The 26,046-nt window shown below is 51.3% G+C and carries 23 protein-coding genes and 4 pseudogenes; 3 read left to right on the forward strand and 24 right to left on the reverse strand.

Going from position 1 to position 26,046, the window contains the following annotated elements; genetic code table 11:
* The first annotated feature begins 399 nt into the window (after positions 1-399).
* Positions 400-1,476, forward strand: a complete 1,077-nt coding sequence (locus DW965_RS14740) for an NAD(P)H-dependent flavin oxidoreductase (RefSeq protein ID WP_117804722.1) — start codon at positions 400-402, stop codon at positions 1,474-1,476.
* A gap of 124 nt (positions 1,477-1,600) precedes the next feature.
* Positions 1,601-2,973: pseudogene (locus tag DW965_RS22220) on the forward strand (sodium-dependent transporter).
* Between the two features lie 91 nt (positions 2,974-3,064).
* Here DW965_RS22220 and DW965_RS14750 read toward each other — a convergent pair.
* From DW965_RS14750 to DW965_RS14865, 23 genes and pseudogenes are all read right to left on the reverse strand, one after another.
* A complete protein-coding gene (locus DW965_RS14750; protein ID WP_117804723.1) occupies positions 3,065-4,108 on the reverse strand; it encodes a sulfate/molybdate ABC transporter ATP-binding protein in 1,044 nt (347 codons plus the stop codon).
* A gap of 10 nt (positions 4,109-4,118) precedes the next feature.
* Positions 4,119-4,823: a molybdate ABC transporter permease subunit gene (gene modB / locus DW965_RS14755; RefSeq protein ID WP_117804724.1), complete on the reverse strand. Its 705-nt coding sequence runs from the start codon at positions 4,821-4,823 to the stop codon at positions 4,119-4,121.
* Between the two features lie 153 nt (positions 4,824-4,976).
* A complete protein-coding gene (gene modA / locus DW965_RS14760) occupies positions 4,977-5,924 on the reverse strand; it encodes a molybdate ABC transporter substrate-binding protein (RefSeq protein ID WP_119198556.1) in 948 nt (315 codons plus the stop codon).
* Between the two features lie 26 nt (positions 5,925-5,950).
* Positions 5,951-6,973 (reverse strand): XdhC family protein, encoded by a 1,023-nt coding sequence (locus DW965_RS14765; RefSeq protein WP_119198557.1) that lies wholly within the window; start codon positions 6,971-6,973, stop codon positions 5,951-5,953.
* Between the two features lie 29 nt (positions 6,974-7,002).
* Positions 7,003-7,439: pseudogene (locus DW965_RS14770) on the reverse strand (MOSC domain-containing protein).
* A 37-nt stretch (positions 7,440-7,476) separates the two neighbouring features.
* Positions 7,477-8,448 carry a GTP 3',8-cyclase MoaA gene (gene moaA / locus DW965_RS14775; protein WP_119198558.1) on the reverse strand — a complete coding sequence of 324 codons (972 nt, stop codon included), beginning with the start codon at positions 8,446-8,448 and terminating at the stop codon, positions 7,477-7,479.
* A 3-nt stretch (positions 8,449-8,451) separates the two neighbouring features.
* Positions 8,452-9,477 (reverse strand): molybdopterin-binding protein, encoded by a 1,026-nt coding sequence (locus tag DW965_RS14780; protein WP_055227949.1) that lies wholly within the window; start codon positions 9,475-9,477, stop codon positions 8,452-8,454.
* 29 nt (positions 9,478-9,506) lie between these two features.
* Complete coding sequence (gene yqeB / locus DW965_RS14785) at positions 9,507-10,352, reverse strand: selenium-dependent molybdenum cofactor biosynthesis protein YqeB (RefSeq protein WP_119198559.1); 846 nt, start codon at positions 10,350-10,352, stop codon at positions 9,507-9,509.
* A gap of 150 nt (positions 10,353-10,502) precedes the next feature.
* Positions 10,503-10,874, reverse strand: coding sequence for a winged helix-turn-helix domain-containing protein (locus DW965_RS14790; RefSeq protein WP_055227948.1), 372 nt, complete (start codon positions 10,872-10,874; stop codon positions 10,503-10,505).
* A 15-nt stretch (positions 10,875-10,889) separates the two neighbouring features.
* Positions 10,890-11,126 (reverse strand): DUF3343 domain-containing protein, encoded by a 237-nt coding sequence (locus DW965_RS14795; protein WP_022462466.1) that lies wholly within the window; start codon positions 11,124-11,126, stop codon positions 10,890-10,892.
* 57 nt (positions 11,127-11,183) lie between these two features.
* Positions 11,184-12,332, reverse strand: coding sequence for an aminotransferase class V-fold PLP-dependent enzyme (locus tag DW965_RS14800; protein ID WP_118750225.1), 1,149 nt, complete (start codon positions 12,330-12,332; stop codon positions 11,184-11,186).
* Positions 12,329-12,941, reverse strand: a pseudogene (gene yedF, locus DW965_RS22225) (sulfurtransferase-like selenium metabolism protein YedF). Before yedF ends, DW965_RS14800 begins: the two are co-directional and overlap by 4 nt.
* A 26-nt stretch (positions 12,942-12,967) precedes the next feature.
* Positions 12,968-14,010 (reverse strand): annotated as a pseudogene (gene selD, locus DW965_RS14815) (selenide, water dikinase SelD).
* A 20-nt stretch (positions 14,011-14,030) separates the two neighbouring features.
* Positions 14,031-14,546, reverse strand: a complete 516-nt coding sequence (locus DW965_RS14820; protein ID WP_119198561.1) for a MogA/MoaB family molybdenum cofactor biosynthesis protein — start codon at positions 14,544-14,546, stop codon at positions 14,031-14,033.
* 3 nt (positions 14,547-14,549) lie between these two features.
* Entirely contained in the window at positions 14,550-15,038 is a 489-nt protein-coding gene (gene moaC / locus DW965_RS14825) for a cyclic pyranopterin monophosphate synthase MoaC (RefSeq protein WP_022462471.1), read from the reverse strand.
* Between the two features lie 25 nt (positions 15,039-15,063).
* Positions 15,064-15,900 (reverse strand): selenium cofactor biosynthesis protein YqeC, encoded by an 837-nt coding sequence (gene yqeC / locus DW965_RS14830; RefSeq protein ID WP_117760641.1) that lies wholly within the window; start codon positions 15,898-15,900, stop codon positions 15,064-15,066.
* Positions 15,901-16,037: 137 nt separating this feature from the next.
* A complete protein-coding gene (locus DW965_RS14835) occupies positions 16,038-16,841 on the reverse strand; it encodes an immunoglobulin-like domain-containing protein (protein WP_119198562.1) in 804 nt (267 codons plus the stop codon).
* Positions 16,777-17,478, reverse strand: a complete 702-nt coding sequence (locus DW965_RS14840; protein ID WP_055227943.1) for a polysaccharide biosynthesis tyrosine autokinase — start codon at positions 17,476-17,478, stop codon at positions 16,777-16,779. Before DW965_RS14840 ends, DW965_RS14835 begins: the two co-directional genes overlap by 65 nt.
* Before the next feature lie 15 nt (positions 17,479-17,493).
* Positions 17,494-18,237: a YveK family protein gene (locus DW965_RS14845; protein ID WP_055228010.1), complete on the reverse strand. Its 744-nt coding sequence runs from the start codon at positions 18,235-18,237 to the stop codon at positions 17,494-17,496.
* Positions 18,238-18,256: 19 nt separating this feature from the next.
* Positions 18,257-18,985, reverse strand: coding sequence for a CpsB/CapC family capsule biosynthesis tyrosine phosphatase (locus tag DW965_RS14850; RefSeq protein WP_055227942.1), 729 nt, complete (start codon positions 18,983-18,985; stop codon positions 18,257-18,259).
* Between the two features lie 189 nt (positions 18,986-19,174).
* Positions 19,175-20,356, reverse strand: coding sequence for a MerR family transcriptional regulator (locus DW965_RS14855; RefSeq protein ID WP_117802055.1), 1,182 nt, complete (start codon positions 20,354-20,356; stop codon positions 19,175-19,177).
* A 58-nt stretch (positions 20,357-20,414) separates the two neighbouring features.
* Complete coding sequence (gene rfbB / locus DW965_RS14860) at positions 20,415-21,437, reverse strand: dTDP-glucose 4,6-dehydratase (RefSeq protein ID WP_022461570.1); 1,023 nt, start codon at positions 21,435-21,437, stop codon at positions 20,415-20,417.
* A 148-nt stretch (positions 21,438-21,585) separates the two neighbouring features.
* Positions 21,586-22,425 carry a MerR family transcriptional regulator gene (locus DW965_RS14865; RefSeq protein ID WP_118595033.1) on the reverse strand — a complete coding sequence of 280 codons (840 nt, stop codon included), beginning with the start codon at positions 22,423-22,425 and terminating at the stop codon, positions 21,586-21,588.
* Positions 22,426-22,610: 185 nt separating this feature from the next.
* On the opposite strand from DW965_RS14865, the gene DW965_RS22645 reads away from it, so the two are divergent.
* Positions 22,611-24,380 (forward strand): MATE family efflux transporter, encoded by a 1,770-nt coding sequence (locus DW965_RS22645; protein ID WP_330421219.1) that lies wholly within the window; start codon positions 22,611-22,613, stop codon positions 24,378-24,380.
* Here the strand turns inward: DW965_RS22645 and DW965_RS14880 are convergent.
* Positions 24,362-25,864, reverse strand: a complete 1,503-nt coding sequence (locus DW965_RS14880) for an alpha-N-arabinofuranosidase (protein ID WP_119198563.1) — start codon at positions 25,862-25,864, stop codon at positions 24,362-24,364. The genes DW965_RS22645 and DW965_RS14880 overlap by 19 nt on opposite strands.
* Positions 25,865-26,046: the final 182 nt, after the last annotated feature.

Genomic DNA, 26,046 nt, shown 5'->3' on the forward strand with positions numbered 1-26,046 from the left:
CACACCTCCCACCCCCTATCAATCACCTTTTTCTCATTTTCCCTCTTGACATACTTTGATATTCAAGATATTATATATCTAGTTTTCAAAACCATATAGTAAGGTTTTTAACATTACATTTTTACCAATACCAGATCCCGTGCCCGCCGCCGTGTCGGGGATGTTCCTCCAGGATGGCGCATTTGCAGGAGGCCTGCAAACTCTTAGGCTATGGAATTTTGCGTTGCTTGAAAAAACGGCACTGTCTGAGCGCAGCGAGTTCGCCGTTTTTTCAAGCGCCCTTAGCAAAATCCCAAAGCCTTAGAGTTTCCTGGCCTCCGAAACCGCGCCATCCTGGAGGAACATCCCCGGCGCGGCGGCGGGCACGGGATCGTCCATTTATCAAAAAGGAGAATTCATATGTTACCAAATTTAAAAATAGGAAATCTCACCGCCAAATACCCCATCATCCAAGGCGGAATGGGCGTCGGCATCAGCCTCTCATCCCTCGCCGGTGCCGTTGCCAAAGCCGGCGGAATCGGCATCATCTCCGCCGCCCAGCCCGGCTGGCGCGATCCGGAATTCGCGCGTGATCCCTTAAGCGCCAATCTCCGCGCCCTCGCCTTCCACATCCGCCGCGCCAAAGAAATTTCAAACGGCGGCATCATCGGCGTCAATATCATGTGCGCCCTGACCCACTACGAGGAATACGTCCGCTGCTGCATCGAAAACGGAGCCGATCTCATCATCTCCGGGGCCGGTCTCCCGACCGATCTGCCAAAATACACAGCGGGAAGCTCCATCAAGCTCGCGCCTATCGTTTCCCCGCCCCGGACCGCCAAGGTTCTTCTGAAGCTTTGGGACAATCACTATCACCGCGTCCCTGATCTCGTTGTCATCGAAGGTCCTGCAGCCGGAGGCCATCTCGGCTATTCCGCCGAAACCGTAGAAGAAACAGCACGACGCGGCTACGATGACGAAATCCGGGAAATTCTGCAGATTGTACATTGCTACGAAGAAAAATATGCCTGTACCATCCCCGTCGTCTTTGCCGGAGGCGTCTACACCCATGAGGATATCCTTCACTATCTGTCGCTTGGCTGCGCAGGCGTCCAGATGGCTACCCGTTTCGTTGTCACGGAAGAATGCGATGCCGATCCCCGCTACAAACAGGCATACCTGAATGCAAAAAAAGAAGATATCACGATCATGCACAGTCCGGTCGGCATGCCGGGCCGCGCAATCCGCAATCCGTTTCTGACGGAACGCGAACAGGAACGGGAAAAAATCTCACACTGCTACCAGTGCCTCAAAAAATGCGACAAAGCCTCCATTCCCTACTGTATTACCACTGCCCTGACCCGCGCTGCCGATGGCGATACCGACAACGCTCTCCTTTTCTGCGGAGAAAACGCATGGCGTCTCGATCACATGACCACCGTGCCGGAGCTGATGGCGGAACTGGCCGGGGAATACCTGCCGGACAGCAAAAAATAAAAAATTTAGTAGTGACTTTCCTTCCCAATAATGTTACAATCTTCTTTATGGTGTCAGCATAAAAAATCTTCAAGAACTGACCATAAACCCAAAATTTTTGTAACACACAAAAGGAAGGAACTCTATGAACAAACACAACAAATCCCGCAGCTCGTTTTCCGGCAAAATCGGTTACGTGCTGGCTGCAGCAGGCGCTTCCGTCGGACTTGGAAATATCTGGCGTTTTCCCTACCTCGCAGCAAAATACGGCGGAGGAATTTTCCTCCTCATTTATATCCTGCTGGCGCTCACCTTCGGCTACTCCATGATCGTTGCCGAGTCCGCCATCGGACGCATGACACGAAAAAGCCCGGTCGGCGCTTTCCAGTCGTTCGGCAAATCGAAATGGCTTTCCGCCGGGGGCTGGATCAACGCCATTATCCCGATTCTGATCGTTCCATACTACTCTGTCATCGGAGGATGGGTCATCAAATATCTGATCGAATACGTGAAGGGCAACAGTACCCTGCTCGCAGAGGACGGCTATTTTTCCGGCTTCATCTCAAACGGAGTTCCACAGAGCTCTGTTTTGCCGTTTTCTGCCTTATTACGGTCGCTATCATCTACGCCGGTGTGCGAAACGGCATTGAACGCGTTTCCAAGGTGATGATGCCGATTCTGATCGTCCTTTCCGTTATCATTGCCGTTTATTCCGTAACAAGACCGGGCGCACTGGCAGGCGTGAAGTATTTCCTTGTTCCGAACCTCAAAAACTTTTCATGGATGTCCGTTGTTGCCGCCATGGGACAGATGTTCTACTCCCTCTCGATTGCGATGGGTATTCTGATCACCTTTGGCTCCTACATGAAAAAAGACACCTCGATCGAGGATTCCACACGCAACGTCGAAATCTTTGACACTGCCATTGCGATCATGGCAGGCCTGATGATCATTCCTGCCGTCTTTGCCTTCTCCGGCGGAAATCCGGATACCCTGCAGGCAGGACCTTCCCTGATGTTTATCACCATCCCGAAGGTATTCGCCAATATGGGCTTTGGCACTGTGATCGGTATTCTGTTTTTCCTTCTGGTGCTGTTTGCCGCACTGACCAGCTCCATCGCACTGACAGAAAGCGCCGTTTCCACCTTTGAGGATGAGCTCGGCTGGGGCCGTAAAAAATCGACCGTTCTGATCGGCGTTATCATGATTGCGCTCGGAACGCTCTCCTGCCTTGGCTACGGGCCGCTTTCCTCCGTCACCATTCTTGGCATGCAGTTCCTGGATTTCTTCGACTTCCTGACAAACTCCGTGATGATGCCAATTGCTGCCATTGCCACCTGTCTTCTCGTTTCGAGAGTCATTGGTGTGGCGAAAATCGAGGAAGAAATCATCCACGGTGAGAGCCGCTTCCGCAGAAAGAAAATCTTTCTTGTCATGATCCAGTATCTCTGCCCGGTGTTTGCACTGATCATTCTGTTCAGTTCCGTGGCAAATGCATTCGGCTGGATCACCATGTAATGAATCTGTAAACGATGAAAAAAGATTGTTTTCGAAACACGATCACGATTTCGAAAACAATCTTTTTTTATCCAAATCTGTCACACCAGCATCAGGAATCCGTCAGCAGCAGAATATCTTCCTCCTTCAGATACAGCTCCTTTGGAATCCCCATTTCCGGGCTCCAGTCTGTTTTTGCGATCTTCCACTGCAGCCAGCTGCATTCGGCATTCTTCCGGAACGAAATGTTCCATTCAAACGGATCTTCCCAGATTTCGGATTCGTTGACCGGAAATACATTTTCCTCACCCGGCCTTTCTACTGTGGCCAGAAAATGTGCCCGGATGCCGACTGCGCGGATATCGTCTGCAATTTCCCGCTCCTTTACGTGCAGCGTTACGCCCCAGTCCACGGCCCGCAGCGTGTGCGCATCCACCCGCTCGGCCGCCGAAATGTTCTTGCAGCCCGACAAAATTGCCGCTGTGCGCGTCTTCGGATTCTGGAAAAATTCCTTCAGCGGTTCCATGACTTCCATCTTTCCCCGGTTCATACAGCTGACCGTATCGCAGAGGCGGTACACCTCATCGCGGTTGTGTGATACGAAGATGACCGGTTTTCCGGCCTCCTTCAGATGTTTGTACATCTCCTGCTCCAACTGCCATTTCAGATAAGTATCGAGCGCTGAAAACGGCTCGTCGAGCAGAATCAGCTCCGGCTCTGCTGCGAGCATCCGTGCCATCGCGACGCGCTGTTTCTGTCCGCCGGAAAGCTGTCCCGGGATCTTTTTCTCCAGCCCTTCCAGCTGAAACTGGCGGATCAACGATTCCGTCCGGCTCCGGTCCGGCCGTTTTCCCATGCCTGCCTCAATATTCTGCACAACATTCATATGCGGAAACAGAGCGTAATCCTGGAACATATAACCGACTTTCCGCTTCTGCGGCGGCAGATTGATTTTTTTCTCCGAATCAAACAGCACCTTGCCGTCAAGGACAATCCGCCCTTCATCCGGCTTTTCGATTCCGGCGATGCACTTTAAGGTCATGCTTTTTCCACAGCCCGACGCGCCGAGAATCGCAAAAATCTCCCGCTCCGCCCGGAACTGCATATGCATAAAAAATCCGTCCAGCTTTTTCGTAATATCTACTTCAAGCGCCATTCTTTATCCTCTACCACTGTTTCTGATTTTTCTTTCTCCGGTTACCCAGAAGGTTCATTGCCGTCATCGCAAGGAATCCGACGAGCAGTACGACAACAGACCAAAAACCCGCCGTTTTATAATCCCCGTCCTGAATCACCATTGCGATTTTCTGGGAAACGGTACCCGTCTTTCCCGGAATATTTCCGGCCAGCATCGACGTCGCGCCGTACTCACCGAGCGCCCTTGCAAATGCCAGTACCGTACCGGAGAGCACGCCGGGACCTGCCGATGGGATGACCACTTTCCAGAAAATCTTCCACTCCGACATACCAAGCGTCCGCGCCGCATAGATCAGGTTCGTATCCACCTGCTCAAATGCCGCTCTCGTATTGCGGTACATCAGCGGAAACGCGATAATCGTTGCCGCCAGAATACAGCCAAGCCATGTCTGTACTGCCTTGATACTGAAATTCTCATACAGTGCAGCACCAAACGGACGGCGGAGGCTGAAAATCAGAAGCAGGAAAAAGCCTGCAACGGTCGGCGGCAGAATCATCGGAAGGGTCAGAAAGCCGTCAATTACGGCACGCGCGCCGGGACGCAGCTTCATCACCGCACGCGCGGCAAAAATACCAAAGAAAAAGGACAAAATCGTCGCCACAATACCGGTCTTGATCGAAATGACAAGCGGGCTCCAGTCCAGTGACTGTAAAAAATCCAGTATTTCCTGCATAACATTTCCTTTCTATCCACGGCAGCCCTGCATACCTGCATCACGCATCCTGCCCGGATTTTCTCTGATGCAAAACCACCGTCCGTAGAAACGAAATCTTTCTTTTTCGGACGGTGATTCCAAATCCCTGCTGTTTTTTGTGGGATCTTCTTTTTATTCTACCTCTGTATCAAAGTAATAATTCCGGAAGATGGCGGCTGCCTCATCGGAAGTCAGAAACTCTACAAAGTCTTTCGCTGCTGCCTGCTCGGTCTCATCTGCCTCTTTGTTGACAACCTGTGCTGCCGGGTAGATGACATTTCCGGTCAGATCGTACGGAACGACCTGCAGAACCTTCAGACGGTCCTTCAGACCGTAGGTATCGGAATAATAAACCGTACCAACCTCGTTGGATCCCTCTGCAACTGCGGAAGTAACGGCTCCTACGTTTGCACACTCATTGATTTCCACGCCGCTGAGCGCTTCGGAAACCTGCTGGGTTGTGATGGCCGATACGTCGTCTGCTTTCTCCAGAATGCCTGCATTGACCAGTGCTTCTCTTGTGTATTTTCCAACCGGAACGGAACCGTCTGCCAGTGCGATGCTGGATGCCTTGTTCAGATCCTCCAGGCCCGTAACTTCTGTATTGCTTCCCTCATAGGTTACAACGCAGACCTGATTGTTTACGATATTGTGGCGGGTTCCCTCAACCAGAAGATTCTCTTCCTCAAGCTGATCCATCTGTTTTGCTGCTGCGGAGAAGAATACGTCGCAGGATGCACCCTCTTCGATTTGTGTCATCAGGGTTCCTGAACTGTCATAGCTTCCAACCAGTTTGACATTCGGCTGGGTCTTATTGTACTCGCTGATCAGCGTCTCCATTACGGAGTTCAGGCTCTTTGCGGCAAATACGGTGACGGTGGTATCGTCAAATACTTCGCCGTCTGCTGTGCTCTTGGCGCTGGATGCGCTCTCTGCTTCCGAAGAAGCGCTGGATGCAGATGTGCTCTCTGCCTTGGAGCTGCTCTTACTGGAAGAATCTGTGGAATTGGAAAATCCGCATGCGGCAAGAGAAAGTGCCATAGCTGCCATCAGAAGAATGGATACGGTTTTCGTTTTCATGATAATTGACTCCTCATTTTGTATATTTACGTATGAAGCGCCGGATGTGCACCTTTTCGTTTTCCGGTTTTTGCTGACCGGATCTGAATGAGCTGTGCGGCAATGCTGATTGCAATCTCCGCCGGCGTCTCGCTTCCGATCTCGATTCCGATCGGGGCATAGACACTGTCGAGCTGTTCTCCGGTAAAACCCTGCGCTTCCAGTTTTTCGCGCACATACTTTGTCTTTCTGCGGCTTCCCACCACACCGATGTACGACGCGCCGGTGCGAAGCGCAAACGCCTCGGCATCCGCATCGCACCGGTGGCCACGTGTCACAATCACGAGATAATCATTTTTCCGGATCGAAAGAATCTCGTCCAGTTTCGTAAAATCCACCAGCATGGTCTGCCCGGCATCCGGGAACAATGCTTTGTCCACATATTCCTCCCGGTCATCGAGTACGATACAGCAGAAATCCAGATGATGCAGCACCGGAACGAGTTCCTGGGCCAGATGGCCGCCGCCGAACAGATAAACCTTTCCGTCGTAGCAGAATTCCTCGGCGTAATACGTTTTCCCGTCCAGTTCCAGAATCCGGCAGTGGCCCGCTTTTTCCTGTGCCGCCGGAAGCATTTCCCACGCTTCTTTTTCCAGCACGCGGATGCCGGTTCCGTCCAGCGCCAAAAAAATCCAGTAACTGCGGTACTGCTCCTGCGCCGCAAGTGCCTGCGCCAGACTTTCTGCTTCGCCGTGCGCTCCATTCATAAAATAGAAGCACACCTTCACTCTGCCGCCGCAGACCATGCCAAGCCCCTTCCCCTCTCCGGTTCCGAGATCGTATTCTCTGTATTCACTTTTCTTCTCCTGCACCAGCTCCTGCGCATGCAGAACCGCCTGATATTCCAGGTTTCCGCCGCCGATAGTTCCGAAAATCCGTCCTTCCCGGCCGACCAGCATATAGGCGCCCGTCGTGCGCGGAATGGAGCCGTCCCCTTCGGTGATAAAGGCAAGAACCGTGTCCTGTCCCTCTTCCAGCTGTGCAAGCAGTTTCCGGTAAAGTTCGTCCATGTTTCCTCTCCTTGTGTCTGATCTCTGTTCTACTTTTCCGTCACCAGTTCGATGGTGTCCCCCTTTTGAATCGTGCCGCCGCGCAGCACCACCGCGAAAACGCCCTCCCGCGGCATGATGCATTCACCCATGCGTTTGAAAATCTCGCAGTGGCTGTGGCACTCCTTTCCGATCTGCGTCATCTCAAGCAGCGCATCCCCGCAGGAAAACCGCGTGCCGACCGGCAGATTCCGGAAATCATATCCTTCCACGATCAGGTTTTCCCCGAAGGCGCCGAGCGGAATATCCGCCCCCTTTGCACGGAAGGCTTCTATTTTTTCATACGACAAAAGCTCACCTGGCGGTGCCAGTGCCCGGCGTGTGCATCGCCCTCGATGCCCCAGTCTTCCACCAGCTTCGCCGTTTCCACCTCGTGCTTTGCCGTTCCCCGTTTTTCACTGATACAGATTCCTATGATTTTTCCCATTTCTTTTGTTTCCTCTTCTTTTCGAACCGCCGTCATTTCATCCGCCGATACCGGACATCAGGTGGTGCTCTGTCATATCCTTCGGCCGCTCAAAGCAGTGTTCCATCGGCTTTTTTAAGATTGCCTGTGCCATCACATCCCGCAGATCCGCCGCCGTTCCGTTCTGCAGAACCTCCCGCAGATCCACGCCGTTCTCATAGCAGAGACAGAGCTTTAAAAAGCCGCGGCTTGTCAGCCGTACGCGGTTGCAGCTTCCGCAGAACTTTCCGTGGATCGCGCTGATAAAGCCGACGGGCATCGACAGCTTTTCGTACCGCACATAAGCCGCAGGACCGTTTCCTTCTTTTTCCTGGTCCGGCGTACATGCCCCATACCACTGTTCCAGCTCTGTTTTCAGCGCCTCATTCGACGGACCCACGTACGATTTTCCGGCGCCCACCGGCATCACCTCGATAAACCGCACCGGGACTTTTTCCTGCTCTGCAAATTCAATCAGTTCCTGCGCATGCAGTTCTTTTCGATGCACCGCATTCAGCTTCACTAAAAGACCCGCCTCTTTGGCCGCGCAGATGCCCTGCTTTACCTGCTCCAGCGCATCGCGTCCGGTAAGCGCCGCAAACTCTGCCGCATCCACGGTATCCAGGCTCACATTCACACTGTCACAGCCGGCCGCCTTCAGATCCCTCGCACACGATGCCAGGCGCACGCCATTCGTCGTGATCCCAACGGATGCGGTGCCCGGCACTGCTTTTATTTTCTGCACCAGCTCCACGCACTCTTTTCTTACCAGCGGTTCCCCTCCGGTAATCCGGTAATGCGTGATGCCGAGCCCAGCCGCGGCGTGCACAATCTTCAGCATCTCTTCGACGGTAAGCGGCGGATTCTGTTCCGCCTGCTCCAGTGCACAGCCCGCCGCACTCTCCGGCATACAGTACCGGCATCTCAAATTGCACGCGTCCGTGATGGAAATCCGCAGGTAATCTATCGTTCTGTCATACTGATCCTTCATCGTTTATCTGCCTTTTCCAAAACCGCAGTTCGGGAAGGTGCAGACCTTGCAGTTCAGGCAGAGACCGCCCTCGCCAAGACCGGCCAGCTCCTCCGCTGTCACCTCATCATCTGCAATGAGGCGCGGCAGGACAAGATCGAAAATCGTCCGTTTCGAATACATGACGCATCCCGGCAGGCCGACGATCGGTGTTCCGTTTTCGGCATACGCCAGAAGGAACATGGCTCCCGGCAGCACCGGCGCGCCGTAGGAAACGATGCGTGCTCCGGTATTTTTGATCGCCAGCGGCGTCTTGTCGTCCGGATCCACACTCATTCCTCCGGTGCAGAAGACAAGATCGGCACCCGCTTCCATCGCGCGGCGGCATCCGTCTGTGATCTTCGATGCATCATCATCGTAAACCTCATGAAAGATCATCTCCGCGCCGAATTCTGCCAGCTTTTCCTGGATAACCGGTGTGAAGGTGTCCTCGATCCGATGGTAATACACTTCATTTCCCGTTGTCAGAACCGCAAATTTTTTCTTGTGGAACGGCTTTAAGGTCAGGATCGGCCCGTAGGAACAGACTGCCTGTGCCGTCTCCATCTTCTCTTTTTTGATGACGAGCGGAATAATTCTCGTTCCCGCCAGTTTGTCGCCTTTTTTCACGTATGTATCACCGTGGCGCGTCGCAATCATCATCTCGCCGAGGCTGTTTACTTTTTTCAGCTTCTCGCGGTCCACTTTCAAAAGGCCGTCGCAGTCCGCGATCAGTTCAATTTTTCCTTCTTTGACATCGGACGGATGCATGTGATCGTTTTTACACATATCGTAAAGAATCTGTGCCGCCTCATTTTCATGCAGCATTGTATCGTCCTTTTCCCAGATGTAAATGTTGTCCTTTCCGACACTTAACAGCACCGGAATATCTTCTTCTGTAATGATGTGGCCTTTGCGGAATACCGCATCTTTTGTCACACCTTTGATAATCTGTGTAATATCGTGGCAGAGCACCTGGCCTACCGCGTCTTCTGTTTTCATCAGTTTCATCTGAAACGCCTCACTTTTTCTATTTGAATCTATTCCAGTTCCCCGCAGATCACTTCCAGCACGCTTCCGGCGATGCACCGCGCCTTATCGGAAATCGTGAAGCAGTTCTGCAGTTCTTCTTTCCGCGGATCGATGTCCGCAATCTTAAATCCCTTCGTCACCGGATAGCCGTCGCGGATCAGCCCGCGCAGCAGACCGGAGAGAGATGCTTCCACAGGTACCGTCCCGTTTTCTGTCTCAATCTCTGCAATCACAGCCCTGGCTTCCACAATGTCTCCGATCGAAGCCGCATTCCGCAGAATACCTTCCGCCTGTGCATGCATCACACGCTCTTTTCCGTACCCGCCGATGATGCCCGGAATGCCAGTGTTCGGAACCGCGCTTCCGCTTCGGATCACGCGTCCAAGATTATGACCGCGCTTCGTCTCAATTACAACATCCACATCTTCTCCTGCCGTAAAGCCCGGTCCGAGGGCAATCACAAGCGGCGCCATCTCTTTTGTCGTCCCGAGATTTTTCTTCGCCAGAATCGCATCGACCACGACGGCCGGGCGAAGTGCTGCAATGCTTAGTCCCGCCGGATCCACGAGCACCGGAACACCATCTTTCTTCCAGATCCGCTCCATTTCCTGTTCCAGAAGTTTTTTCCGGTTCTTTTTCTCTGCGAGATCCACGTCCATGCGCACGGCTTCCACGTCCTCTACCCTGGCGCTGCCGGCATATACCGCTTCGCTCAAAGCCACCTGCCGCCGGATCGCCGCCGGGTGCTCTGCTTCCAGAACCAGCAGACGAAAGCCCGCTTTTTTCAGACGATGGATCGTACCGGTTGCAAGATCTCCTGCTCCCCGTACCACGATCAGATCTTTCTTTTTCATCTTCGCTGTCTTCCTTCTTTCGTTTCAGCAGCCGCCGTTTTCTTCCGTCTTCCGCGGTCTGCCTCGTTATTCTCGTGCGAGAATAACGCTTTTCCATTAATAAAAATACAGGAAAGGACCCGTTTTGTCAACGTGTCCCCGTAAAAAATGTTATTTTTCTTCTGTTCCAAACCACTTCTGAAACGACGCATCGGCGCCTGCGCGGACTTCTTGTTCAAACTTCCGGTACCGCTTCAGGAATTCTTTTCCCTCCGGGGTCAGTACCGTCTGGCCGCCGTTGCTGCCGCCCCGGTTGCCCTGTACCAGCGGGATGCCGAGATCCTCCTCGGCGCGCTTTAAGATTTTCCATCCCTTCGAGTACGCCATCTGCATGCATTTGCAGCCCTTCAAAAGGGAGCCGGTTGCTTCCACATGCTCCATCAGCTCCGCCACACCGGGACCGAAGGCATGATCCGTCCGGCTGACGCGCAGCCGCATGTCGTACCGCAGCTTCTGTCGTAATGTTTCTTCTTTTTCTTCCATTTCCACCTCACACCTCTACAACAGCACACGGTACTCCGCCTCATAGGCAAGTCCCGCCGTCTGAAGTGCCGCAAGGATTTCTTTTCCCTCTTCCGGCGCTGCTTTCCAGGAAAGGCCGCAGCCCGCCGTAATTTCCCGCGGAACGGGGATCATCCTTCCCGGCAGGCCGTGCGCTCTCGCATACTGCTCCATCTGCATCGCCTGCGTTGTCCCCGCAAACGTCAGAATCCAGGTTTCTTTTCGCTGTCTCATATCGTTTCTTCCTTTTTCCAGCTTCTTTTGTATCCCGGATGCCGGCTGCCGCCTCTCTCACTGCTGCATTTCTTCTTCGGCAAACTCCCGCAGAGCCTGCGCGGCAATCCGGACTTCTTCTTCCGTCAGTACATGGGAAAAGCTGAACCTCACGGCTCCCTGCTCCCGTGTCCCGAGTGCTTCGTGCATCAGCGGCGCGCAGTGTGCCCCGCTTCGGACTGCAATACCATAGTTCTCATACAGCCAGTCGCTGACATATCCCGAATCACAGGAGCCGATGTTTAATGCCGCCGTTGGTACCCGCTGCTGCAGATCGTCTGTTCCATATAAAGTAAGTCCCGGGATTCCCTGAATTTCCTCCAGAAAGAGGTGCATCAGCTCCCTCTCTCTTTTGTAAATCATTTCAATCCCCGTCTTCTCCAGATATTCCAGCGCTCCCAGAAGTCCCGCAATTCCGTGGACATTTAAAGTTCCAGCTTCCAGGTGCTCCGGCATCGCCGCAGGCTGTTCTTTTTCATAGCTTCGGATTCCGCTTCCGCCCATTTTGAGCGGCCGGATCGAAAGTTCGGGACGGACGTAGATTCCGCCGGTTCCCTGCGGCCCTAATAGTCCCTTGTGGCCGGAAAAACAGAGCACGTCGATCCCGCTTTTCTGTACATCAATCGGCAGAATCCCCGCTGTCTGCGCCGCATCGACGATCAGACGCAGGGAATGGCGTTCCGCAATTTCGCACACCCGCGCAAGATCCGTGATATTTCCGGTCAGGTTGGAGGCATGCGTAACGACAAACGCTTTCGTGTTTTTCCGCACTGCCGCTTCCATCTGATCGTAATCGATCCTTCCAGATACATCCGCCGGAATCACGGAAAGCTCCAGTCCCTGTTTTTCCAGTGCATACAGCGGGCGCAGAACGGAATTATGCTCGCAGACTGTCGTGATCACATGATCCCCCGGCCCGAAGAGTCCGAAAATTGCCGTGTTCAGTGCCTCCGTATCGTTGCACGTAAATGCAATCCGCTCCGGACTCTCCGCGTGAAACAACTCTGCCAGCCGCATTCTCGTCTCAAAGACGATGCGGCCCGCATCCAGTGTCGCATCGTGTGCACCGCGGCCTGCATTTCCACAGCCGTGCAGTGCCTGGATCATACGCTCCTCTGCTTCTTTTGGATGCCACAGCGACGTTGCCGCCGAATCGAGGTAAATCATGGCTTAATCACGCGGTCTGCGCTGCTCATGCGCTCCACGATGTCATACATGTTGGTCACACTGCCGACCTGCAGCTTTTCGGTGATGCCGTAGAAGTTCAGGCATGTTCCACAGGTCAGAATTTCAACGCCGCGCGCTGCCAGATCTTTCAGATCCTCCAGGGACTCGGAACCCTCGCAGGTCAACTTTGCACCGCCGTTGTAGAACAGAATCGTATCCGGCAGCTCATCCTGCTGGGTCAGTGCATAAAGGAAGCTCTTCATCAGAATTTTACCCAGCTCCTCGGCTCCTTCGCCATATGGTCTGCAGAAAGAACGACGAGTTTTGTTTTCTTTGCCGCCGGTACGAGGCATACGGTTTTCTCTTCTGTTTCAGCCGGCTCTGTTTCCGATACGGTGAACTCCACATGATACTCTTTTTCTTTCTTCTCTTTTACCAGAAAGCCATATCCTTTCTGCTGCGCCATTTTTCCAGGTTCTGCACGGCGATTTCATTATCCACCAGAACCTCCACTTTTCCGCTTCCCGCAAGTTCTGCAATCGCATTTTTTGCCTTTACCAGCGGTACCGGGCACACATCACCCATTGCGTTTACTGTTTTTTTCTCCATCTCTGCCATTTTTCATCCTCCCTGCCTTACCATTTCCTGCTCTGTGTCACATAAATTTCGGTTCCTGCCGGCTCTGTGATTTTTCCAACGATTGCTGCCGGAATCCCCTGCTCCAGCAGTTTTCTCTGCATTTTTTCTGCATCCACGGCATCCACGGCCATCAGAAGCCCTCCCGATGTCTGCGGGTCAAACAGCACCTCCTGCATGCCGAACGGTATATCCTTAAAGGTCACATGCTGCTCCAGATGATTCCGGTTCCGCTGGCCTGCCGCAGTGATCAGAAACTCCTCCGCCGCTTCCACAGCCCCCGGGAACACCGGAATCTGATCCGCCCAGATATGGCAGGACACGCCCGACTCCATCATCTCATGCAGATGTCCTAGGAAACTAAAGCCCGTTACATCGGTACAGGCATGAATGTTATACTTCCGTGCCGTCTCCGAGGCGTACTTATTCAGCGTCATCATCGATTCCACTGCCTTTTGAAATCCACCCGGGTTTTCCTCCCCGACGCGGTGCGCCGCACAGAGAATGCCGGTTCCGAGCGGTTTCGTCAGAATGAGCAGATCACCCACGCGGCCCGTATTGTTCTGCCAGATCCGGTCCGGATGCACGGTTCCCGTGACAGAAAGGCCGTATTTTACACTGTCATCCGCAATCGAATGACCGCCGGAGAGCGATCCGCCCGCCTCCTGCACCTTTTCCGCGCCGCCGCGCATGATTTCTCCGAGGACATTCAGATCCATCTGTTCCGGAAAGCAGACGATATTCAGGCTGTCCGCACCTCTCCGCCCATCGCATAGATGTCGCTTAAGGCATTCGCCGCCGCAATTTTTCCAAACGTGTACGGATCCTCCACCACCGGCGGAAAGAAATCCAGCGTCTGGACCATCGCAAGGTCGTCCGTCAGCCGGTAGACGGATGCATCGTCTTTGCTGTCATAGCCCACCAGCAGATTCGGATCCTTTTCCCCTTTCGGCAGCTTCTCCAGAATATGTTCGAGCACGCCTGCCCCGAGCTTTGCCGTACAGCCGCCGCTCTTACAGAAAATAATTTTTTCTTCTTCCATCGTTACCTGTTCCCTCTTTTTCAGCTTCTTCCGCACTCTCCGTCCGTTCCGCGCAGAAGTCCCAACGCATGCGGCAGGGTATCAAGTACAAATCCAAGACTCTCTTCCACCGCCTTCGGGCTTCCCGGCAGATTGATAATCAGCGTCCGATGACGGATTGCACTCACTGCCCGGCTCAGCATCGCCCGTTTTGTGATCGCCATGCTGCCCGCGCGGATCGCCTCCGCGATGCCAGGTGCCACACGGCCGGATACCGCCAGAGTTGCCTCCGGTGTCACATCCCGCATGGAAAATCCCGTGCCGCCTGTCGTGAGGACAAGATCGCACTGCTCCAGATCGGCAAGCCGGATCAGTTCCTCCTCGATCATCGCCCGCTCATCCGGCAGAAGACGCATCGAAACGACCTCATACTGCTCCGCCGGAAGCAGCTCTTTGATCTTTGGGCCGCTCTTATCCTCGCGCTCGCCCTGATATCCTTTGTCACTTAACGTTACAATTCCCACCCGGAAAACCGGGAAATCTTTCTTTTCTGTCATGCTTTATTTTTCCTCTTTCTGATAGATATAATGACCGCTCTTTCCGCCGTCCTTTTCCAGAATGTGGATATCACGAATCACCATGCCGCGGTCCATCGCCTTGCACATATCGTAGATCGTGAGCAGCGCTGTGGAAACGCCAGTCAGCGCCTCCATCTCCACGCCGGTCTTTCCGACACATGATGTGGTGCACACGGCCGTAATAGAATTTGTATTCTCGTCCGTGGTAAATGTCACTTCGCAGTTCGTCAGCGGCACAATGTGGCACAGCGGAATCAACTCCGCATTCTTCTTCGCCCCCATGATGCCTGCCAGCCGTGCAACGCCGAGCACATCGCCTTTTTTTGCCGTATGATCCCGCACGGCTGCAAATACCTCCGGGCTTACCTGTATGGTTCCCGTCGCCGATGCTGCCCGGTACGTGTCCGGCTTCTCATGGACATCAACCATGACGGCGCTGCCGTCTTTCTTAAAATGGGTAAATTCCGCCATCTGTCTCCTCCATTCTATTTCCGTTTTATTCTCCGGGTTCCCACTCTTCTTCCGCTTCACGCACGGGAAGCTCTGCTCTCCCATACCAGGGATTCGTGTTCTCACCGCTTTGTCTTCTGTTTCCTGTCGCGCACGTAACCAGAACATGCTCGATCCCCTGCCTGCGCAGCAGCTCCACAAGTTTCTCTGCGGCCGCCCGGTGTTCTTTTTCCTCATACTGGTGCAGTACCGCATAAAACGTTCTGCCTTTCAAATCCTTCTGCTGTCCCTGTTCCGATGCGATCAGCCGTGCCAGATCTTCTTCCGTGATATGGTGTTCCATCGTACAGCCAAGCAGTTCCGCCGCCCGTTCTGCCCGAAAGCAGCCCTTGCCAAGCGGCTGTCCCAGTGCCGAAAGACCTGTCACACCAATCACAAGATCTGAAGAGGAAAGCAGCGCCGGTTCATGTTCCGCCGGTGCCTTGCACGGCAGGTGCCTCGCGCCGTCCGCCTCGATCAGCGTCAGATCGGCCTTTTTGCGTGCCGCTTCAAATAGTTCCGTTTCCGGCATGGAAAGCTTTTCCGTATCCCGGCAGGCACTCCCGATAATCGCTGCGCGGCCTGTGCGAAATTTTCTTTCGACCGCTTCCAGACTCTGGTCATGCCATTCCTTCGGCGGACGGTAAATGTGCGTCGAAGTTGTCACCAGTACCTTCTGATCGTTTTTTACGCAAAAGCCTGCCATCTCGTACAGCAGCGTCGTTTTTCCGCCGCCGCCGATGATAGAAACTACATAGTTCTTTTCCTTTAAAAAGGGGAACGCCGTTCCCATTCCTACCGGCTCCAGCTTCTGTTTTTCTGTTTTCTGCCAGATTCGAAGCATCTCCTCTGCCCCCTTCTGCCGTCTTTCTTTCTCACTCTACCATACTCATTTTGGCTGTCAAATTTTACTCGCGCCGTAAAAACTTGAAAAAAGAACTGCCCCGATCGGGCATCCCCATCAGAGCAGTTCTTCTATTCTTACTGAACGTGTACGGTAAGCACCGCTGCATTTGATCTGTTTCCATCGCTGTCCGTCACATGATACGTCAGCGTGTAATCTCCCGGCACTGCAGTATCCACATCGCCGTCGATCTCAATCTGGTTAAAGAGTGACTCCTGGCTGTCTGCATCATCGGTCATCTCTTTGATATAGCTGGTTTTGTCCAGATCGTTTCCGGCTTCCACTGTTACTTCATACGTATTCAGGTACAGTTTTGGGCTTTCCGCCGGCAGTGCTTCGATTTCCATCTGCGCATCTGTCTCATTTTTTGTGCCCTCTGTGTCATTCTGCTGCGGCTCCTCTGTTGCCGGTGCAGACTCATCTGCCGCCCCACTGTTATCCGTTTCCTGCGTAGCCTCATTTTCCGCCGGGGTATCTTCCGCTGCAGCTTTATAATTCACGCGGCGTGTTGCTTTTGATACATTATTGTGACTGTCCTTTGCCGCATAGACAACCGATGCACTGGTATGGTCATCGTTCGGGAAAATGTTTTCAATCATCAGCGAATCTGTCACATCTCCGTCTTTCTCATCCGTTGCAGTAACGCCTTCCAGCAAAGGCGCTGTATCACTGCCTTCCTCATACGTTACATCCCCATCAGCTGGAAGCTCGATTTCCGGGCCTTTTCGGTCGTCCGTCACTACGACAGCTGCTGTACCGGCTCCTAGCGCCACGCACAGGACAATCAAACCTGCAACAATCCCTTTTTCATGGCAGTTAATCGTCCTCCTCCTGGCCGTAATCTCCATATTTGTACTGACCGTATTTTCCGTATTTACCATACGCCTGTTTCTGCATATCCACCTTGTTCAGGACAACGCCAAGCAGCGGGCAGTTACTTCTCTCGAGCTGGCTCTTTACTTCCTGTGCAAAACGATAGCTGATCACACCGGACTCAATGACCATGATTGAACCATCACAGATTTCTGCAACGATTGCACTGTCGATAACGCTTCCAAGCGGAGGAGTATCCACAATCACATAATCGTAAACTTTACGAAGTGCATTTAAAAGACTTCGGAAGTTCTTTCCCCCCAGAAGCTCTGCCGGATTCGGCGGAAACGGGCCGGAATAAATCATGTAAAAGTTCTTTACATTGGTAGAACAGATGACATCCTCCAGAGTTGCCTGACCGGACAGGAAGTGTGCCAGTCCGCGAACAGATTTCTGTGTTTTCGTTCTTCCAAGAAGAACCGATTTCCGAAGATCGGCATCGATCAAAATCACTCTTTTTCCGCTCTCTGCAAGAGAAATGCCGAGCTGCATAGAAACACTGCTCTTTCCCTCATTTGGTGTACAGCTTGTAACCGCGATTACTTTCTTATCTTCTCCGCAGAACTGAAGGTTGGTCCGAAGAGATTTGTAGGCTTCCACAATCTGATAGCCTGATTTTTCCTGTTTTACTACTACCTGATTCACGTTCCGTATCCTCCCTTATTTCTTTCTTCCACGGCCGTTTTTGTTTTTCTTCTTGCTCTTTTTCTGTCCTTCTGCAAGAGGAATTATGCCGAGTGTACTGACACCCAGATAACGTTCTACATCTTCGGAGGTCTGGATGGTGTCATTTGTCAGATAAACAATAATGATGATGACAATCGCGATAAATGCACCTGCTATTGCACCGATCAGCCCGTTTTTCTTAATACTTGGGCTTACCGGCTCATCTGGAATATTCGCCTCATCTACCACATTTACAGCTTCTGTGTTCATAACGTTCTGAATATGATCTGATGCTGCTACACGGATTGCATCCGCCATCTGGCTTGCTACATACGGATCTTCGTCTTTTACTGTAATCGAAAGGATACGCGTATCGTTCTGTGTAGTAACAGTAATTTTGTTCAAAAACTCCTCATAGGTAAGATCCAGATTTAACTGTGCAATAACGGTTTCAACAACCTGACGGCTCTGAATCAGCTCCGCATAGTCTTTGGTTAAAAGAGAACTTGCCTGCAGATCTCCACTTGTTACAGTACTGCTGCTGTCCTGTTTTGACAGTACATACATTTTTGTCGTCGATTCATACTGCGGCTTCATAAATACTTTGCTGACCAGTACCATCAGAAGGCCAAGTGCCAATGCAGCTAAAATCACATAGCCAATTTTGCTCCAGAGCACACGAAGCAGTTCCAGTAAATCGATTTCAATTTCATCCTGATTCTGTTGATTCGTTTCCATCTTCTTCTCCTGACTTTTTTTAGATTTCTCCGGCATCCCTTAAGATTTCCATCGGATTATCGTGGAAAATCCTTTCGGCATATGCCTCTCCCATTTTTTTTGAAACATAGGCAGCGCCTGCTCCTATGTTGGGAATACGTGTTTTTGTGTTGTGGGAATCGCTGCCGACAAAACCGAGCAGATCTTCCTTCATCAGTTTTCTGCAGTAGCGTTTTGCCCCCCACGTATACTTTCCAAGTATACTTTCCACATTCACCTGCAGTCTTGCGCCCATATCCACCAGATCGCTGGAAAATCCGACGCTCTTTACCGTTGCCTGATAGCGCTCCACATGCGCGATAATCGGTTCATAACCGCAGGACAGTACATTGTAGACTCTCTCACGGATATGCTGTGCGGAATCTCCCTCGGAAAATTCCAACAGAACATAGGATGAACCGGCCATGGTCACATATTTCCGTTTTTCCAGGATATCCTGAAGATCCATGTTCGAGTGAAGTTCACACCCGAGATAAAGCGACATATCCGGATATTCCTTTTTTGCCGCTTCCTGCAGTTTCAGAAACTGCTCATGTACCTTTTTTGCCGGTGTTTCAAACATCCGCCGCCGATAATGCGGTGTGATGATAATCTTCCTGACCCCGTCCTCGTGCTGCATTTTCAGCATCGCCAGCGACTCTTCCAGGTCAGCTGCACCGTCGTCTACCCCCGGGACCATATGGCAGTGTACATCAAATAATTCCTTCATACCTTATCCCTCTTTTTGTGTTCTTTCTTCAAGTCACGCATACTTAGACATTCTACTTTAGTATACATCCTTTTGTGATCTCTGGCAATACAAAAAACATACTCTGTATTTATTTTTTAACATTTTTGTCAAACTTGCCTAAAATGAGGGATAAAAAAGAGACCTCCATTTTCATGTCGGCCTCTCCCGTTATTTTCTGCAGATGAAAACCCCTGCCTCTTTTGTGATCGCAATTCCGCCGTGTTTCTGAATTTTCTTTTCCAGAAATTCTTTGAATTCCCGCTGTCTCGGATACAGATACTCATTCTGATTTCCATGGCAGGAAAGGATATAGTCCAGAAGCGGCTCCGGCCGGTCGACCCAGAGACTGTCCTCGTAGATTCTTTTCTCTACGCTGCCAAAATAAGGCTTTAACTGCTTTTCTCCGTGATCCAGACCAAAAATAGTATACAGCGCCACCTCCGAAAGATTGATCTGCGGATCAAACTCCTGTACCAGATCGGTAATCTCTTTCATATGGCCTTTTCCATACGTACTGCAGTAGAACACGCCGTCATCTGAAAGCACACGGCTGATTTCCTGCAGACCGCGGGACAGATTCTGGACATAGAACAAAACATGATTTGCAATAATCCGGTCGTATTCCGCATCCGGAAACGGAAGCTTCTGGCAGTCCAGTGTCCGGAAATCAAAACAGGATGCCTTTTCTTCTCCCAGATTTTCCGCCGCATCCCGGATCATGCCGTCCGACAGGTCAGACAGACAGATATACTTTCCTTTCAGCACGGATGGCTCCGCTTTTTTCCAGAGCTGTCCGTTTCCGCAGCCAATCTCCAGAATCCGGCGCGCACCGTCAAAATCCATCTGTTCCAGAAGCCACGGGAACCATCCCTTTTTATTTTGGGAATACTGCTCGTGCAGCGAAATACGGATATTCAGGTTTTCCCCGTTTTTGTACTGCTCCACCAGCATCTTTTCCATATCGGTCAGATGAATCAGGTTCAGAATGCCGGTCCAGTCGATCTGGTTCGTCTCCTCCAGAATCTGTGTCGTATTCTGCAGCGCCTTTTCCATCTGTTCCAGATTTTCCATCTTCTTGTGCACAAGTCCGATCTGCATTTTCAATGATTTCAGAATATCCGCACTCGTATCGTGAATCGTCATATTTCCGATCTCATTCAGGGAAAATCCGAGATATTTCAGCGATAAAATTTTCTGCAGCTTCAGAAAATCCTCATCCGAATACATCCGATAACCGGATTCGTTAATAAAGCTCGGCTTCAGCAGCCCTTTTTTGTCGTAATAGCGAATTGTCCGAATGGTCACATGGGCCATCCGGGCAAATTCACCAGTGGTATAATATTGATCCATATCCACCACTCCTTCGCAAAAGCCGCTTTTTGCGGCCTTTGCATTTCACTTTTCTCTCTTACAGACGGTCTTTGTACATCTCAGCAAAGTAGTTCTGATACTCACCGCTGATGATGTGTTTCCACCAGTCTTCATTGTCCAGATACCACTGGATTGTCTGTGCAATTCCGGTATCGAAATTGTATTTTGGTTTCCATCCAAGTTCAGTCTCGATCTTGGTCGGGTCGATTGCATATCTTCTGTCATGGCCCGGGCGGTCTTTTACGTATTTGATCAGAGATTCCGGTTTGTCCAGAGCTTTCAGGATGGTCTGTACTACCTGAAGGTTTGTTCTCTCGTTGTGTCCGCCAATGTTGTAAACCTCGCCTACTTTACCTTTATGGATAATCAGGTCGATTGCTTCACAATGGTCGGATACGTGCAGCCAGTCTCTGACATTCTCACCGTTTCCGTATACCGGAAGCTCTTCGTCTGCCAGTGCGCGGCTGATCATAAGCGGAATCAGCTTTTCCGGGAAGTGATACGGGCCGTAGTTGTTGGAGCATCTGGAAACGGTAACCGGGGTACCGAAGGTTCTGTGGTAAGCCAGTACAAACAGGTCTGCGCTTGCCTTGGATGCAGAGTACGGGCTGGAGGTGTGGATCGGGGTATTCTCTGTAAAGAACAGGTCCGGGCGATCCAGCGGAAGGTCTCCGTAAACTTCATCGGTAGATACCTGATGATATCTCTTTACGCCGAATTTTCTGGAAGCATCCAGCAGTACACGGGTTCCCATTACGTTGGTCTGAACAAAGATGCCAGGATCCTCGATGGAACGGTCTACATGGCTCTCTGCTGCGAAGTTGACAACAACGTCAAATTTCTCTTTTTCAAACAGATCCATGATGAAAGCTTCGTCTGCGATATCACCTTTTACAAATTTGTAGTTCGGTTTGTCCTCAACCGGTTTCAGAGTCTCCAGGTTTCCCGCATAGGTCAGCAGGTCCAGGTTTACGATCTGATAGTCCGGGTATTTGTTTACCATGTGATGTACGAAGTTTCCGCCGATAAATCCGGCTCCGCCTGTTACTAATACTTTCATGCTTTTTCTCCTTTTTGGTGTGTTTATCGTCTCAGTTTTATGTCAATTCAACTTGTTGTACCCTCACTATAATGGGTGACGTTGCGTCATGGTCAAGAGGAGAATGAAAAAAGTTTGTGAAAATCTTGTTTTTTCCCCTCCTACCTGTCTATCTTAAAATTTTTACGGCGATTCTCGTAATATACTGTTCCATTTCCTGACTGGTCAGCGCGTCCACCATATATTCCTCATAAAAGCGGTCGTCCAGCAAAAGTCTCTGTTCCGTGGCATACCGGAACAGCTTCCGGTACGCCGCTTCAATTCCCTGCCATGGTCCTTTATAATAATAACAAAGATACTCTCCCTCCAGCCGAACCGTGTATCGCACTTTCGCCGGCACACGATCAAAAATCAGATAAAAATCACGGTAATCCAGAAAATTCCCCGTTTCCAGTGTTTCCCGTTTCTGAACAAACCCCACATTATACGAACTTCGATTTCCGTATTGCCCGCAGTAAGCATAGAGCTCTCCGATTTTCTGATTGACTGCCAGATTATCCGCTGATTCGCTGTGATTTGTGACAAGATACTGCAATGGCAGGGTATGAATCCCCACAGGACAGAAGGGATTTTTTTCAAACGCCTCACGGCATTCCGCCGATGCCTGTGCCAGAAACCGCTTCTTTTCCCCTATCCAGCGCTGCATCTCGCGGAGCCGCTGCATTTTTTCACGCACCACCTTCTCCTCCTGTTCCAGCAGTACTCCGAATTTTTCGGGACTTCGCTGTTCCAGATAATTTCGAATCTCTGCCAGCGGCATGCCCAGCTCCCGCAGCATTCCGATCACATCAAACGTTTCCATCTGATCCATCGCATAATACCGGTAGCCGTTTGTCCCTCTTCTTTTTGGTACGAACAGCCCAATCTCATCATAATGGAAGAGCGTTTCCTTTGTCGTGCCTACCAGCGCTGCAAATCGCCCCGCGCTTAAATACTCCTGTTTTCCCATTTCTGACTCCTTTTCCTGAATATGTGCTCTCGGAATTTTTCCTGTTTTTCACCTTTTTTGCACTTGACTATAGGGTTACCCTATCCTTTATAATAGCAAACGATTCAAATTTTCACAAGAAATCTTTCCCATCTAAAGCGTGTCTGAAAAAGGCTTTTCACACATAAAAAAGGAGGTTTTTGATTATGAGCCAGTCACTCGCCAAGGATTTCAACTTCCGCTCCCTGCTGAAGTTTGCGTTTCCATCGATCATCATGATGATCTTTATGTCTCTCTACAGTATTGTGGATGGCTTTTTCATCGCACAGTACGTGGACAGCATGGCGCTTTCCGCCGCCAATATCGTCTATCCTGCCGTCAGCATTCTTCTTGCCGTCGGCATCATGTTCGGTACCGGAGGCAGCGCCGTTGTCGCCGCAAAGATCGGACAGGGAAAACTGGAGGAAGCCAACCGTAACTTTTCTGCCCTTACCCTTACCACACTGATCATCGGTATTCTGGGCGCAGTGCTCGGCAACCTGTTTTGCCGTCAGATCTGCAGTCTGCTCGGTGCAACACCGGTGCTGATGGATTACGGTACCGCCTATCTGCGGACGATCCTTTCCTTTGCCCCGGTCTGTCTTCTCCAGGCGCTGTTCCAGTCCTTCTTTGTAACGGCAGGGCGCCCGGGACTCGGACTTTCCCTTACGGTGTCCGCCGGCATTACCAACATGATTCTGGACTATCTGTTTGTCGTCCCGCTCCATCTCGGTGTTGCGGGAGCGGCCCTTGCCACCGGCCTTGGCCAGTGTATCCCGTCCGTTGCCGGTATTTTATACTTTACCTTTGCCCGAAAAGGCCTTCGTTTCACCAGGCCGGAGTTTTCCAAAGGCCTGCTCTCCACAAGCTGCTTCAACGGTTCCTCCGAGATGGTCAGCAATCTTTCCGCAGCCGTTGTCACTTACCTTTTCAACATGCTGATGCTGAAATTCGAGGGCGAAATCGGTGTTGCCGCCATCACGGCGATTCTGTACGGACAGTTTCTCTTTGTTGCGCTGTACCTCGGCTACAGTATCGGCGTTGCACCTGTGTTCAGCTTCAACTACGGCAGCCGGAACAAACAGCGGCTGATCCGGCTTTACCGCATCAGTATCCGCTTCGTCGTGGTAAGCTCTGTGATCATTGCACTTGTGGCTGCCTTCGGTTCTCCTGTTATTTCCGCCGTTTTCATGCAGAAAGGCACGTACGGCTTTGAACTGACACGCCACGGCGGATATCTGTTCTCCATCGCTTACCTGTTCTGCGGTACGAATATCGTCGCCTCCGGCATTTTTACGGCACTGTCAGACGGAAAGACCTCTGCTTTGATTTCTTTTTTGCGAACCTTCGTCTTTATCGTTCTCTCCGCGCTGCTTCTGCCGCTCGTGCTTGGCACCAACGGTGTGTGGCTGTCGATTCCGGTCGCCGAATTTCTGACGCTGTTCATCTCCGTGCCGAGCTGTCCCGCTATTTCAAGGATCCGAAAGTCGCAACGGAGACGCAAACAAGTCCCAACTGATCTTACCGACTTCGCTGATTCTCAAAACCCCGCACAGGGATCCGTTGTTTTCACAGGATCCGCTGTGCGGGGTTTCTCTTTTGCTACCACTTTTTCCCCGGGCAGTCCCGCAGTGCAATCGCTGCCCGCATCTCCACGTAGCAGCCGCACATGCGGCACATGCCGGACAGCAGCTTTTCGCATTCCTTACAGATCGAAAGCCGCCGCTCGTATTCCTCCTCCGGCGTTTTATCGTCCGCCGGAATTCTCGCAATATAATCGTACATATTCTGAAAAAAGCCTGCCTCGTCCATCTCACGAAGCAGGCATTTTTTACAGATCCTGGTATTTCCGTCCATCAAACTCCTCCGGAACCGAATCTTTTTTCATCCCAAATATCTTCTGGTTTTTATGGTTTCCCTATTTTACGGCGATATGAAGCACACTGCATGCCGGAATGGTAAAGGAAATTCCCTCTTTTGTTGCCTGCACACCGTCAAAGCCCTGAACGCCAACCGTCTCCGGCGCTTCAAAGGTGTTTTTATCCTGCATATGGCCGGTTACGATCTCGGCTTTGATCTCGCCGACTTCTTTTCCAAGAAGTACCGCCTCTACCGGATATGCTTTCTCCAGATCCACATTCGTCATCGTAATATGAAGTACACCGTTGGCATCTACCGAAACAGATTCCGTCAGATTCGGAACCATGTATTCGTCTTCCAGACCAACCTGCTCCGTTTCCAGAGAGCTTGCCAGAAGATCATTTTCCTGATGTACCTGATACAGATCGAAAACATGATACGTCGGAGTTTTGACCATCTTTTCCCCCTCGGTCAGGATCATCGACTGCAGAACATTGACCATCTGTGCGATATTTGCCATCTTGACGCGGTCGCTGTGTTTGTTGAAAAGATTCAGGTTGATACCTGCGACCAGTGCGTCACGCATGGTATTCTGCTGATACAGAAATCCCGGATTCGTTCCAGGCTCCACATCATACCAGGTACCCCACTCATCCACGATCATGCCTACCTTTTTGTCCGGGTCGTACTGATCCATAATGGCGCTGTGACGGCGGATCAGCTCTTCCATGTACATCGTCTTTTTCATGGTCTTATACCAGTCTTTTTCCGCAAATTCCGTTGCACTGCCCTTGTGATCCCAGGTTTCCGGAACCGTATAGTAATGAAGGGACAGTCCATCCATCATGCCGTGCTGCTGCGGGGAGGTTCTGCGGAAGCATGCTTTCATCACTTCCTGCGTCCACTCATAATCATCCGCATTGGCACCGCAGGCAATCTTCCGGATCTTTTTGTTTCCATCGTAATCACGCACAAAGGTCTGATATCTGCGGTACATATTTCCGTAGAATTCCGGATTCATATTTCCGCCGCAGCCCCAGTTCTCATTGCCGACACCGAAGAAATCGACAGTCCACGGCTTTTCGTGGCCATTTTCCGCGCGAAGGTCTGCCATCGGAGATACCCCGTCAAATGTCATATATTCAACCCACTCCGACATCTCCTGTACGGTACCGCTTCCCATATTTCCATTGATATAGGTCTCACATCCGATCTGGCGGCAGAGCTCAAAGAACTCGTGGGTACCAAAGCTGTTGTCCTCGACAACACCGCCCCAGTTGGTGTTGATCATTTTTTTGCGGCTTTCTTTCGGTCCGATACCGTCTTTCCAGTGATATTCATCTGCAAAACATCCGCCCGGCCAGCGCAGTACCGGAACTTTGATATTTTTCAGTGCTTCAACAACATCGGTACGCATTCCGTTCACGTTCGGAATATCGGAATTTTCTCCTACATAGAGTCCTTCATAAATACATCTTCCCAGATGCTCCGAAAACTGTCCCTGGATTTCCTTATTGATTTTTGAAAGCTTTCTGTTCGCATCAATTACTAACTTAGCCATAACTTGTCCCCTTTCGAGATCTTAAATTTGGCTTTATTATAGGAGATGTATCTCACTTGTGTCAATGAGCGTACAAGTTATTTCCCCATGATTTTTTCAAAAAGTGCGGCCGTCTGGCTGCTGACCAAAAGGCCGCTTGTTTTATTTTTCATTCTGCATACGAAAAAACCGCCCTGGTTTTC

Origin of the sequence: Blautia sp. AM47-4 (genome assembly GCF_003479865.1) — a bacterium.
GTDB classification, from domain to species: domain Bacteria; phylum Bacillota; class Clostridia; order Lachnospirales; family Lachnospiraceae; genus Fusicatenibacter; species Fusicatenibacter saccharivorans.